The organism is Clostridium bowmanii (assembly GCF_018861315.1).
In the GTDB taxonomy this organism is placed as follows: domain Bacteria; phylum Bacillota; class Clostridia; order Clostridiales; family Clostridiaceae; genus Clostridium_AD; species Clostridium_AD bowmanii.
This window is the reverse complement of record NZ_JAHLDL010000008.1, coordinates 1-13,081: the sequence shown is the minus strand read 5'-3', so window position 1 is coordinate 13,081 and position 13,081 is coordinate 1. Positions and strand designations below refer to the sequence as shown.

The window sequence follows — 13,081 nt, the reverse complement described above, 5'->3', positions numbered from 1 at the left end:
AGTGATAGATAGTGGGTTATAATACTTTGAGCTAAAAGGAATGTTAAAGTACATGGAAAAAAAATTAGAATTGTTAGAGAAGTATGAAAGACTAAAGGAAGAATTTAAAACTTACCAAAACTTTGCTGAGAGTACTATACAAATTATAAGTGAAAAAAATACTAAATTGGAGAAAAGATTAGATAATCTAACTAATATTGTGGAAATTAGTAAATATATTAATTCTAATATTAGTGATTCTAACTTAATATCAATGATAAATGATATGATTATTGGTGTTTCAGGTGTAACCTATTCTTCAATATATTTATTTGAATTCGACAAATTAGTAGTTAAGGCAACAAACAGCAATGAGATTGATTTGAGTTTAAAGTTTAAAGATGATTTTGTAGATTTAAGGGGAGGTAAGTTATTTATTATTAATTCTAAAGGTTTTGTAGAAGAGGAATTAATAAAAGATAAAATACACTCTGTAATAGGTATACCAATTAATTTAAGAGATAAATTTACAGGATATATAATAGTTGAACATACATTATGGAATTTTTTTAGCCAAGAACATATAAATTTCATTTCTTCTATTGCAAATCAAATTGCTATAGCTATTGAAAATAGTTTATTGTATGCTAAAGTTAAAGAAAGTTCAATAAGGGATCCACTACTTGGAATGTATAATAGAAAATATTTTTTTGACACTATAGAGGAAAAATTGATTAAAGATAATTTTATAGAATTTGCAATAGTTATGATGGATATTGATGATTTTAAAAAAGTAAATGATGCATACGGCCATCAAGTTGGGGATGAAATTTTAATTAGTGTTACCAATACTATAAATGAGAATTTACATGAAAAAGATATAGTGGCTAGATATGGTGGAGAAGGAATTGTTATATATATCCATGAAATTGAGAATTATAATATAGTTTATAATAGAATCGATAATATCAGAAAAGAAATTACTAATATTACAAGTGAAAATAAGAAGTTAAAGAATCCTATTACAGCTAGTTTTGGCATAAGTTATTACAAAGGAAATAAAACTGTGGATAAAGTATTGGAAACTGCAGATATAATGCTTTATAAAGCTAAAACAAGTGGTAAAAATAGAGTTTTAAGCGAATAAAAGGCGATGGTATTCCATGGCCTTTTGTTGTAAAGTATAATTATCTCCGAAACATTGAATACATCTAAACATATTATATTATTATAGCGCGGTTGGAGTGAGATATATGGATGCCAAAAAAATCAGCATATTACTTAAGAGGGATGAAGGTACAAAATTAGATTTTAAGTTAAAAATTGATATATTACTTGAGAGTGGTAAAAAAGAATTAGCTAAAGATGTATGTGCTATAGCCAATTCCCGAGGGGGAAGAGGATACATTGTTATTGGGGTGGAAGATAAAACTAAAAGAGTTGTTGGCATTAATGTAGATGAATTTATGGAAGAACAGTTTCAACAAATTATTAGTTCAAGATGTGAGCCACCTATTCCAATATCTTTGGATTTTGTAATATATAAAAGCAAACGTTTGGCAATTATAACCATATATGATGGTGGTCAGAAGCCTTATCAATTAAGGGAAAATGGTGCTTTTTATATTAGGCGAGGTTCTACAACAGATACTATGAGAAAAGATGAGTTGATTTCTTGTTTACAAGAAAATCTCAGTCTTAACATTGAGACTATGCCATTAATAAATAGTGATATTAATAGTTTGGATCTTAATATAGTTAATAAATACTTTTTAAACAAAGGTATTTTAATAAATGATGACAATAGATTAGGGTTTATGGACAATGCCGGAATAACCTTTGTTGAAAGAGATTATAACAAAAGAGTTGTGACGCTAGGTGGCTTATTAGTTTTTTCTCAAATTAATAGCATTTATATACCTCATAATATGATTAAAATAGTAAATAAAGTTAATAATAAAATTGAGGAGGTTATTATTGTACAAGGAAGCTTATTAGATATGTTAGATAGGGTAGAAGAATTATTCAAAGGTATATTTCCAATCAATTATCCTATAGTAGCCGTACATGAAGCTGTAAAAAATGCAATACTTTATAGGGATTATACTATGTTTTATAAGGAAATTGAAATAGCTATAAACTACAATAGTGTGAGTGTAATTAGTCCAGGAAATCTATTGTTCTCAACTAAAATCAATGCTCATAATTACTCGAAAAGAAATATGTGGATATATGATAAGTTAATTGCCTTAGATGATAAAAAAAGATTTGTGAAATCTGGGAAAGGTTTTGCATTCATTTCAAAGGCTTTTATAAAATATGGTAAAGTAATATTTGTGGATACAAAAGAGGATAATAGTTTTAAGGTTATTTTTCCAGGAATTAAAAATTTTATTTAGTAAGTATAATATTGCAAAAATATTCTGAATATTATATAATATGTATAACTATATTGCGCACTGTGTAGACCTGTTTAATAATTATCTGTTAAGTTTAGATAAAAGAGGAGGGGTTAACATGATTCATGTATTTTGCGGTAGAAAAGGTTCAGGTAAAACCAAAGCTTTGATTAAATTAGCTAATGAAAAGGTTGATGAGGTTAAAGGAAACATAGTTTATATTGATGATGATACTAAAGCTGTATTACAATTGAATAGAAAAATGAGATTTGTAGCTACAAATGAGTTTAATTTAAAAAGTCATAATGATTTTTACGGTTTTTTGTGCGGTATGCTTTCAAGAGATTACGATATTGATACCATTTTTGTTGATGGTGTATTTAATGTTGTTGATGATAAACTTGAGCATACGGCACAATTATTTTCTAAAATGGAATTACTAGCTAAAAAGTATAATGTTGAGTTTTATGTAAATGTTAGTTGTGAATGCTCAAACCCACCAGATTTTTTAAAAGAATATATTGCTTAAAAGTAACAATTAGATTTGAATTTTAGGCACATGAAAATAGGATAGTATTATGAATCAATATTTATTTGAGTGTGCCTTAAGTATAATGAAGGGTTTTTAGGTCTTGATTTATTTCAATTAGAGCAATTAGTTGCAAATTAGTGTAAAATAGCTAATAAATAGATATAATTGCGGTAAATGAAGGCTTAGTGAACTTGATATACTTTAGATATACCTATACAATTAAAATAATGAAAAAATTATATTTAAAAAGCTACGATAGAAAAAAGTAACTGTAGAAATTATTAAGAGAGCTAGTGGTGGGTGCGAACTAGTTAATGAACATAGTGAAATACATTCTGGAGCTTCAAGCTGAAATAAAATCATTTTTAGAGTAAGCTGAGACGGGTTAACCTTACGTTATAAGGAATGAGCGGATTGTTAAATCAATTTGGGTGGTACCACGGAATTATTTCGTCCCTTTCACAGGGGCGTTTTTTTATTTCCCAAAAATAATAGATAATCAAAATAAGGAGGAATATTTATGTCAAATGTATATGATATACTGGTAGAGAGAGGATACATCAAACAGGTTACTCATGAGGAAGAAATGAAGAAAATATTTGAAACTGAAAAGGTTACTTTTTATATTGGTTTTGACCCAACAGCGGATAGTCTACATATTGGTCATTTCATTGCTATGATGTTTATGGCACATATGCAAAGGGCAGGGCATAGACCTATAGCCTTAGTTGGTGGTGGAACTGCAATGATAGGTGATCCATCCGGTAAAACAGATATGAGAAAGATGCTATCAAAAGAAGAAATTGATTATAATATATCTTGCATAAAAACTCAACTATCAAAACTTATTGATTTTAGTGATGGTAAAGCAATACTCGAAAATAATGCAGATTGGCTTTTAAATTTAAACTATGTAGACTTTATAAGAGATATAGGAGTACATTTTTCAGTAAATAAGATGTTAACTGCTGAGTGTTTTAAACAAAGACTAGAAAAGGGCTTATCTTTCTTTGAGTTTAACTATATGCTTATGCAAGGATATGACTTTTTAGTGCTAAATAAAAAACATGGATGTACTATGGAGTTAGGTGGAGACGATCAATGGTCTAACATAATTGCTGGTATGGAACTAATTAGGAAAAAAGAAGGAAAAGCCGCTTATGGAATGACCTGTGCGCTACTTACTAATAGTGAAGGCAAGAAGATGGGTAAAACAGAGAATGGTGCATTATGGCTTGATGCTAATAAAACATCTCCTTATGATTTTTACCAATACTGGAGAAATGTTGAAGACTCTGATGTTGAAAAATGCTTAGCATTACTCACTTTTCTTCCAATGGATGAAGTTAGGCGTCTAGGTGCACTGAAAGATGAGAAAATCAATGAAGCTAAAAAAGTTTTAGCCTTTGAGGTTACAAAACTTATTCATGGAGAAGAAGAAGCTATAAAGGCTCAGACCGCTGCAGAGGCATTATTTGGTGGTGGAACTAATATGAGTAACGTGCCTACAGTATCTATACCAGTAGGTATGAAGAATGCAGGATTAATGGACATATTAGTCTACACTGATATAGTTCCATCAAAAGCTGAAGCTAGAAGATTAATTGAGCAGGGTGGTTTAACTATTGGAGATAAAAAGATCCAAGATAAAAATGAAACACTTTTAGATTCAGATTTTAAAAATGGTAGTGTACTTATTAAAAAAGGAAAGAAAAAATACTATTCTTTAATAATAGAATAGCAATGCCTTAAAATAACAAAGCTGAAGTTAATATTTTAGCTTTGTTATTTTTTTTAAAAAAGACTCATAATTATCAACTATGCCCTTTAAAAAAGAAAGTTTCACACGATAATAAAGTATTGATAACTTTTAAGAATGTTATTATGCCAAACCTATGGGAGGTGGCTTATGTCAACAATTAGTAATATTGCAATACTACAGAATTCACAAGCTAAAAAATCTTTCAGTAAAATATCTTTTGAGCCTGGAGAAAAGTTCAATGCAAGAATAGTAAGTACGGACTCCCAAAAGGGAGAGGTTAATTTAAAGTTATTGGATGGATGGCAGTTTTCTGCAAAGATTGATAGGCCACTGGAACAGGCGACTAGTGGTAATGTGTTAAAATTTGAAGTAGAAGGGTTTGAAGATGATAAGCTTAAAATAAGATTAGTATATGAAGATAAAGAAGGTAAAACTGCCACCAATGATGTTATAGGAGACTTCACTAAGGGAAAGAGCTTAAATGGTGAAAAAGCAGATGCCTTGATTTTTGAAAAAATGATAAAACATGATATGCCTTTAACTAAAGATAATATAGCTTCCATAAAAAACTTAGTTGATTTTAGAGAGAAAATATCTTTGAATTCTAATAAAGAAGAAATATTTATTGCTAAATACCTTAATAGTAGAGACATTGATCCTCAAAGTGAAAAGGCTATTGAAATAACAAAAACTTTAAAAGATTTTTTTCTGGCCTTAAAAAATCTAAATGTTGATGAGATATTATTATTTAAAGAAAATAATATAGAGCTTACTAAAGGAAATTTAGAAAGCTTTATAAAGTTGTTTAAAGGTAACTCAGCTATATATAATAATTTAAAAGATATTAGTAACTATCTTTTAAATAGTGATACAACTAAAAATATGCAGAAAAATTCAATAGGCATGGCAGAAAATAGTTTTACCGCAATAGATCAAAGTAGTGAAGGGCTAAAAAATGTGGAAATTAAAAATAGCAATATAAAACAAGTGGCTAATTTAATAAATAATGAGTTAAAGGATTTAGACGTAAACTATAGGGTCTTAAACTCTACTATTAAAAGTTTAGGGCTAGATAAAAGTTTAGGGCTAGATAAAAGTTTAGGACTACAGAAAAGTTTAGGCCTGGATAAAAGTTTAGATTTGGATACAAGTTTTGATATGGGTAAAAAATTAAACCTGGATGAAGATTTACAACCCAATGAAAATCTACAACTCAATAAAAATTTGGAATTGGATAAAAATTTGCAACCCAATAAAAATCTACAATCAGATAAAAATATAGCAATAGATAAAAATATAGCAATAGATAAAAATTTAAAGCCAGAAAATAACAGCATTGATAGTAGCACAATAAGGGCTTTGGTGGACAAAATTTTTAAGGCAGATGGAATATCCTTAAATCCAGATAGTTACATTAAATTAATAGAAAATCTGGAAGGTAAGTTAAATATAAAACATGCTGACGTTAGCAACGTTAACTTAGAGAATAAGATGCAAAGTGAAGAAATGCCTTTAAATATACAGCAAAACGATAAGGTTAGTAAAGTTGAAGTAGATAGTAAAACTTCTATTAATAATAAATCTAATGCATATGGAAAAAATAATTCACTTAATGAAATTATAAACATGATAAAGAAAGAATTGAATATTTCAGAGGTAGATAAGGGAATTATAAATAATGTGAAAGTTGATATAGAAAAGATAACTACAGATTTTCTCGTTAAAGAGCAAGTTAAATTAAAGACAGATGAGATTAAAAGTATAATTAAAGATGTTATTGAGAATAAGCTTAATCTAAAGCCTGAGACTTATGAGAAAGTTATGAACTTATTCCACGAAAAACTTAATGATTTTAAAATGTTTAATTCTATTTCAGAGCAATATTACTACTTGGACTTACCTATAAATGTTAAAGAGGATGAATATCAATTAAAGCTTATTATTAAAGATGATAGGAAAAAAAATAAAAAAATTGATAGTAAGAATGTGAAAATTGCTACTAGTGTTAAAACTATTAATATGGGAACCGTGGATGCATATATTAAGATTAATAGTAACAATATGAGTATTGATATTAATTGTGATAAATTCTGGGTCAAAGTCTTAGAACTAGGCAAAGAAAAATTAATTATGGAACTATCTAATCTGAATTATAGAGTTAATATTGAAGTTAATAATAAGGCTAAAGAATTTACATTATCAAACTGTGGAGAATTTTTTGATGATAGAAGTTTTAATGCAATCAATATAAAGGTATAATAGTATGGATGCATTTATAAAACTCACCAGTCAGTATTCTATTGTATTTAATGTAAGATACACAAGGTTATAGCTTTGAAGACTAATGAGGGGTGCTGCTAAAATGAAAAAGGTAAAGAAGGCTGCTGCCATAAAGTATGAACAAGGATATGATGTGCCTATTGTAACTGCAGCAGGAATGGGCTATATTGCAGACAAAATTATGATGAAGGCGCAGGAGAGTAAGGTGGCCATAGTGAAAAATGAGGAATTGGCTAATTTACTATTGAATATTGATATAGGATCAGAAATACCCTTCGAATTATATGATGCAATAGCAAAGGTTATCGCCTATGTGATGGATATAGATGCATTGATGAAAAAGGGCTAAAAGACAAGTGAAAAGCTAAAATTAATGGGAAATTACCAATTTAAAGGAGGTATATTATGGCATTGTGGGCAATATCTGATCTTCATTTAGCTATAAATTCAGATAAACCCATGGATATATTTGGAGAAAAATGGGAAAAACACCATGAGAAAATAAAAGAAAATTGGCTCAGAAAGGTTTCCGCCGAGGATACTGTATTAATTGCAGGTGATATTTCATGGTCCATGAATATTTCCGAGGGTAATGAGGATTTAGAATGGATTCATAATTTGCCTGGTAAAAAGATACTTATTAAAGGAAATCATGACTATTGGTGGAGCAGTATTACAAAGCTAAATTCTCTTTATGAAGACATGGATTTTATTCAAAATAACTTTTTTAATTATAAAGATTTTGCAATATGTGGAACTAGGGGTTGGAATTGTCCAGGAACTGCAAGATTTACAGAGCATGATGAAAAAATATATAATAGAGAGTTAATAAGGCTTCGAATTTCATTAGATGAGGCAGTGAAGAATGGGTATAACAAGTTTATTGTAATGCTTCATTATCCACCTACTAATGATAAGTTCGAGGATACTAAACTTATAAGTATAATAAAAGAATATAATGTATCAAAGGTCATATATGGACATTTACATGGGCCATCTTTAAATAGGTTATATGAAGGAAATATAGAGGGTGTAGAGTATATAGTAACTTCTTGTGATTATTTGGATTTTGATCCACTAAAAATATTAGAATAGCGCAAAAGTCTAAGCCATTGTGGATAAGTGTGACTATTAAAATTATTTATGTGGATAACAAACGTAATAGTATTAGCAACATAAAAAAAAAGAACAATTCAATATGCTAGTATATTGAATTGTTCTTTTTTTTTATGAATTCTTTTACTATTTGAATATTTTAGAAAAGAATCGGGATTTCTTAGCTGGCTTTATTGGTTCAGTGTTCTCTGCAGAAGCATCGTTAAGATTAACGCAGGCGGCTACTAATACAGATTCTTCTTTAATCAAGTCTTTCATATCTCGTGCGAGCTCTTTTAAACTCTGTTTTACATTAGGAGTTGTTATAACATTACTAAACCAAATTAGCGAATCTTCAGTATTACCTAAACGTCTATTTAATTCGCCAATAAGATACATAATACTGTATTTGTCCATGCCATATAGGGGGAAATCCTCTGAATAATATGCGTCACTTAGTCCTTCTAAGGCCTGCTTTAAAAATATTATCTCCATTTTGTGGGCCTCATCAGTTTCTAAAAGTCTGTGCATCCAGGCTAGTTTAAGACAGTTTATTGCCTTCTTACTTGATTTTGAATTAATTGTTATATAATTTAAAAGGGATAGCTTGTACCTTTCAATAGCAACGTGTACATTATAAACTTCTGGGTAGACTCTTCCCTTCCATTTAGGGGATATAGACTTTTGTACTTGTTCTATTTCAATACTTCTTAAAGTAAGAAAATCTGATTTCATAGCTGAATATCCGCAAGAGTTACAAACCCAAACATCATAGAAATAAGGATTAATTAGTGAATATCTGATGAAAAAGTCACTATCTTTTCTTATCATTCGGTAAGCCGATGATTTTACTGTACTAGCTTTAAAAACATTGTTGCAGACAGGACATGTAACTTCTTTACTATATAAAAGCGACTTTCCCGTGTTATCTTTATTCTTTTCCATTTAATCACCTCAAAACAAAATTTACTTTGGTAGCATCATTAGGTTATATGTGTTGGTATATTTTCCTAAAATAATTGCTTTTATGTTAATTTAGTAGTAAATTAATTATAACAGAAATTTAATTATAATAGAAATTTAATAAAATATAATATTAATGTAAACCATAACCCCAGAATTTCGATATGTTAATGGCAAATATGAAATACTATGTAAAGGAATGATTATATGGCAATAAGAGAGTGGAAAAAATTCTTAATCCCTTATGAACAAGCAGTAGAAGAGTTAAAAGTTAAATTTAAAAGCATTAGGCGGGAATATAGAGGCAAAAATGATTATTCACCGGTTGAGTTTGTTACGGGGAGGGTTAAAGAAATATCTAGTATTCTTGAGAAAGCTAATAAGTTCTCCGTTCCTTTGGATAGAATTGAATTTGAAATGGAGGATATTACAGGGATAAGAATAATGTGTCAATTTGTTGATGACATTGATAAGGTGGTAAATTTAATTCGTGCAAGAAGTGATATGAAGATAGTTTATGAAAAAGATTATGTAGCAAATGTAAAAGATAGTGGGTATAGAAGTTATCACATGATTATAAAGTATCCTGTGAATTTAGTTGATGGTCAAACAGAAATACTAGCAGAATTTCAAATTAGAACTTTGGCAATGAATTTTTGGGCTACCGTGGAGCATTCTCTAAATTATAAATATAAGCATGATATACCTGAGTATATAAGGAAAAAGCTTAAAAATGCTGCAGATGCTGCTTTTCAGTTAGATGAACAGATGCTAGAAATCAAGGATGAAATTAAAGATGCACAAAAACTCTTTGAGGTTAAATCTAATTTGGTGTCAGACATTATGAATAATATTCTTATGATTTCTTCCCTTGGGAAATTAATGGATGCAACTAGGTATAGAGAACAATTAAACAAGTTACTGGAGGAGGGAGAAGTTTTCGAGCTTAGTAGTCTCCTTAAAGCAACTCAAAGAACCCTAGATGTGTATGGGGTTTCATAATTTAAAAACACCTAAAAATTAAAGAATGAGAGTAGATCGTCTTTAGCTAAGACACTCTACTCTCATTTTATAATGTGGTACATACTATTTGTTTTTATGCACCTGACAAAAAGTTAAGAAGCTACTATATTAACTAGTCGTCCTTTAATTACAATAACCTTTCTAACAGTCTTGCCGTCTAATGCAGCAATTAATGTTTCATCTTTAAGAGATGCTGCTTTTATACCTTCTTCATCTAAATCTTGCGCTATAGTTATTCTGGATTTAATTTTACCGTTTACTTGAATAGCAATCTCTACTTCATCTTTTACTAGGGCAGTAGCATCAAATATAGGCCAACTTTGATTAAATATAGAGTAGTCCATACCTAAGGTTTCCCACTTTTCTTCTGCAAAGTGAGGAGCAAAGGGAGCTATAAGTAAAAGGTAATCCACTAGCACTTCTTTTAAGAAATTACTATTTACTGTCTCTTCATTAACATATTTTGATAGGGCATTTGTAAATTCCATAAGCCTTGCAATTGAAGTATTAAATTGAAGCTTTTCTGTATCTTCAGTAACTCCTTTTATTGCAAAGTTTCTCCAGTAGTTTAATTGTTTTTCTGCATCAGTAAGAGAGGCAACTGTATCGCTTTGTTTTAACATTTCTTCAATACCAGTGTCAATGGATCTTTCAATTCTATCGACGAATCTTCCAATGGCTTTTATACCATCATCACTCCAAGCGCCACCATCAGTATAACCAAACCCAAACATTAGGTACATTCTAAATACATCTGCACCAAACTCTTTTATATACTTATCTGGTGATATAGTATTTCCCTTTGACTTACTCATCTTAAGTCCATCTTCTCCTAAAATTAAACCTTGGTGTGTAAGAGACAAGAAGGGTTCATCAAAGTTTAAATATCCCATATCACGAAGGGCTTTGGATATAAATCTTGAATAAAGCAGGTGACCACATGCATGTTCAGGTCCACCTACATATTTGTCTACAGGAAGCATTTTGTTTACTAAGTCTGTATCAAAGATTTTTTCGCTATTTTTGTTATCTACATACCTAAATTCGTAGAAAGAAGAACAAACGAAGGTGTCTAGAGTATCAGCCTCACGACGCGCTGGAGCACCGCAAATAGGACATGGTACATTCATAAATTCCTTGCATTTGGCAAGTGGTGATTCTCCGTCTGGTGTAAATTCTACGTTATAAGGCAGTTCTACGGGAAGCTGATCCTCAGGAACAGGGACAGCTCCACATTTATCACAGTGAATTATTGGAATAGGAGCTCCCCAGTATCTTTGCCTTGAAACTAACCAATCTCGAAGTCTAAAGTTTATTTTGCCTGAACCTAAGTTCATGCTTTCTAATTTTTTAACAATTGCTTCTTTCCCGTCTTCTGTAGATAAACCATCAAACTCATCACTATTAACCATTTTTCCATGCTCAGTATAAGGAAGGTTTTCTGGGTTTTCAATTACACTTTTAAAACCAATAATTACTCTTTCAATAGGCAAATTGTATTTAGTAGCGAAGGCAAAATCCCTATCATCATGAGCAGGAACAGCCATCACTGCTCCAGTCCCATAGGTGTTTAAAACATAGTCCGCAATCCAAATCGGAACTTTGCGACCATTGATAGGATTAATAGCATAGGAACCAGTAAATACACCAGTTTTATCTCTTGATATAGATTGCCTCTCTATATCAGTTTGTTTTCTAGCCTCATATTTATAAGATTCAACAGCATCTTTATATTCTTCCTTAGTGTAGATATCAACAAGATCATTTTCAGGAGCAATAACTACATAAGTAACACCAAATAGAGTATCAACTCTTGTAGTGAATACACTAAAGTCTACATCTGAATCTACTACTTTAAAAATGACGTCAGCACCAGTAGATTTACCTATCCAATGTTTTTGCATTGATTTAGTTTTTTCAGGCCAATCTAAGGTATCAAGTTTTTCAAGTAGTTCCTCAGCATAGTCAGTAATTTTTAGAAACCATTGGGTTAAATTCTTTTTAGTAACCTCAGTACCGCACCTCTCGCAAGAACCATCTGCGAGAACTTGTTCATTTGCAAGTACTGTGTTACAACTAGGGCACCAATTTACAGGTGCTTTTTTCCTGTAAGCAAGACCTTTTTCAAATAGCTTTAAGAATAACCATTGAGTCCATTTATAATAGTCTGGACGACAAGTTACAACTTCATGATCCCAATTAAACATTGCTCCCATAGCTTTTAATTGTTTTTCCATATTACTAATGTTTTGATCTGTAGAATCCTTTGGATGAACACCTGTTTTTATTGCGTAGTTTTCTGCAGGTAGACCAAAAGCATCAAAGCCCATTGGCTGGAATACATTATATCCCTGCATCTTCTTCATTCTAGCCCAGGTATCTACAGGGCCATAATTAAACCAATGACCAGCATGCAATTGGCTTCCAGATGGATAAGAGAACATTTCAAGCACGTATAGTTTTTTATCAATTTTATTCTCATCAAATTTATATAAATTAGTCTCTTCCCATTTTTGTTGCCATTTTTCATCGATGATTGTACTGTATTTTGCCATTTAAATTCCTCCTCATATAATCTAAAGCAGAAAATAAAAAAAACCTTCGTCTCAACAAAGAGACGAAAGTAAAATTCCGCGGTACCACTCTAATTAGGCATTACACCTCACTTACAAATATAACGGTTTTAACCGTACTTGTTTTACAAGTAAGCTCTTACCTACAAGTAAGTTTTTACTTACAAGCAAGCTCCTAGGTAAGTTCATTATTATATCATTACTGCTTTACACCAAAGGGGCAATTGAATAGTTATTTTTATGACCCTAACAGCAGCTCTCTTTTAAATGCTATAAATACTACTACTCCTAATCAAAGCAATTTATTATACATATTTTATTTGAACTTTATTACCACCCATTATAATTTAAATAGAAATTTGTGTCAAGGAAATGCTTTAGTAACTTCAATTCGTAATTTAAAAACAACAAATAAAACCAGCTATACTAAAGCTAACGTTGGTTCAAGAAGTGTTCTTACTTCCTCGCTGCAACC

General features: G+C 30.5%; 10 protein-coding genes and 2 other annotated features. Of the genes, 8 read left to right on the top strand and 2 right to left on the bottom strand.

All coding sequences use genetic code 11. The features are described 5' to 3' along the window. The first annotated feature begins 52 nt into the window (after window positions 1-52). The 7 genes from KPL51_RS07055 (at window position 53) to KPL51_RS07025 (ending at window position 8,047) form a co-directional block, all read left to right on the top strand. Window positions 53-1,126: a sensor domain-containing diguanylate cyclase gene (locus KPL51_RS07055; RefSeq protein WP_216158886.1), complete on the top strand. Its 1,074-nt coding sequence runs from the start codon at window positions 53-55 to the stop codon at window positions 1,124-1,126. Window positions 1,127-1,232: 106 nt separating this feature from the next. Continuing rightward, a complete protein-coding gene (locus tag KPL51_RS07050; protein ID WP_216158884.1) occupies window positions 1,233-2,378 on the top strand; it encodes an AlbA family DNA-binding domain-containing protein in 1,146 nt (381 codons plus the stop codon). 118 nt (window positions 2,379-2,496) lie between these two features. Continuing rightward, window positions 2,497-2,907 carry an ATP-binding protein gene (locus KPL51_RS07045; RefSeq protein ID WP_216158882.1) on the top strand — a complete coding sequence of 137 codons (411 nt, stop codon included), beginning with the start codon at window positions 2,497-2,499 and terminating at the stop codon, window positions 2,905-2,907. Between the two features lie 246 nt (window positions 2,908-3,153). Continuing rightward, window positions 3,154-3,371 (top strand) — a binding site (T-box leader). A 59-nt stretch (window positions 3,372-3,430) separates the two neighbouring features. Next, on the top strand, window positions 3,431-4,651 hold the full coding sequence (gene tyrS / locus KPL51_RS07040; protein WP_216158880.1) for a tyrosine--tRNA ligase: 1,221 nt from the start codon (window positions 3,431-3,433) through the stop codon (window positions 4,649-4,651). A gap of 168 nt (window positions 4,652-4,819) precedes the next feature. Next, entirely contained in the window at window positions 4,820-6,931 is a 2,112-nt protein-coding gene (locus KPL51_RS07035; RefSeq protein WP_216158879.1) for a hypothetical protein, read from the top strand. 103 nt (window positions 6,932-7,034) lie between these two features. Beyond that, window positions 7,035-7,301 (top strand): EscU/YscU/HrcU family type III secretion system export apparatus switch protein, encoded by a 267-nt coding sequence (locus tag KPL51_RS07030; RefSeq protein WP_216158877.1) that lies wholly within the window; start codon window positions 7,035-7,037, stop codon window positions 7,299-7,301. A gap of 56 nt (window positions 7,302-7,357) precedes the next feature. Beyond that, window positions 7,358-8,047 (top strand): metallophosphoesterase, encoded by a 690-nt coding sequence (locus KPL51_RS07025; RefSeq protein WP_216158874.1) that lies wholly within the window; start codon window positions 7,358-7,360, stop codon window positions 8,045-8,047. 147 nt (window positions 8,048-8,194) lie between these two features. Here the strand turns inward: KPL51_RS07025 and KPL51_RS07020 are convergent, their stop codons facing one another. Then, window positions 8,195-8,992 (bottom strand): DUF2225 domain-containing protein, encoded by a 798-nt coding sequence (locus tag KPL51_RS07020; RefSeq protein WP_216158872.1) that lies wholly within the window; start codon window positions 8,990-8,992, stop codon window positions 8,195-8,197. Window positions 8,993-9,217: 225 nt separating this feature from the next. Between KPL51_RS07020 and yjbM the strand changes: the two genes are divergently transcribed. After that, the gene (gene yjbM, locus KPL51_RS07015; RefSeq protein WP_216158870.1) at window positions 9,218-10,012 is read left to right on the top strand and encodes a GTP diphosphokinase; all 795 of its coding nucleotides are present in this window, start codon (window positions 9,218-9,220) and stop codon (window positions 10,010-10,012) included. Between the two features lie 113 nt (window positions 10,013-10,125). Here yjbM and leuS read toward each other — a convergent pair whose 3' ends face one another. Beyond that, on the bottom strand, window positions 10,126-12,588 hold the full coding sequence (leuS, locus tag KPL51_RS07010) for a leucine--tRNA ligase (protein WP_216158868.1): 2,463 nt from the start codon (window positions 12,586-12,588) through the stop codon (window positions 10,126-10,128). Between the two features lie 55 nt (window positions 12,589-12,643). Next, window positions 12,644-12,911 (bottom strand) — a binding site (T-box leader). Between the last annotated feature and the right edge of the window lie 170 nt (window positions 12,912-13,081).

What these genes read in the sequence shown, in the direction of transcription:
- KPL51_RS07035 (WP_216158879.1), top strand. Translation starts at nt 4,820, where the DNA reads ATGTCAACAATTAGTAATATTGCAATACTACAGAATTCACAAGCTAAA.
- leuS (WP_216158868.1), bottom strand. Translation starts at nt 12,588, where the DNA reads ATGGCAAAATACAGTACAATCATCGATGAAAAATGGCAACAAAAATGG.
- KPL51_RS07050 (WP_216158884.1), top strand. Translation starts at nt 1,233, where the DNA reads ATGGATGCCAAAAAAATCAGCATATTACTTAAGAGGGATGAAGGTACA.
- KPL51_RS07045 (WP_216158882.1), top strand. Translation starts at nt 2,497, where the DNA reads ATGATTCATGTATTTTGCGGTAGAAAAGGTTCAGGTAAAACCAAAGCT.
- KPL51_RS07055 (WP_216158886.1), top strand. Translation starts at nt 53, where the DNA reads ATGGAAAAAAAATTAGAATTGTTAGAGAAGTATGAAAGACTAAAGGAA.
- tyrS (WP_216158880.1), top strand. Translation starts at nt 3,431, where the DNA reads ATGTCAAATGTATATGATATACTGGTAGAGAGAGGATACATCAAACAG.
- yjbM (WP_216158870.1), top strand. Translation starts at nt 9,218, where the DNA reads ATGGCAATAAGAGAGTGGAAAAAATTCTTAATCCCTTATGAACAAGCA.
- KPL51_RS07025 (WP_216158874.1), top strand. Translation starts at nt 7,358, where the DNA reads ATGGCATTGTGGGCAATATCTGATCTTCATTTAGCTATAAATTCAGAT.
- KPL51_RS07030 (WP_216158877.1), top strand. Translation starts at nt 7,035, where the DNA reads ATGAAAAAGGTAAAGAAGGCTGCTGCCATAAAGTATGAACAAGGATAT.
- KPL51_RS07020 (WP_216158872.1), bottom strand. Translation starts at nt 8,992, where the DNA reads ATGGAAAAGAATAAAGATAACACGGGAAAGTCGCTTTTATATAGTAAA.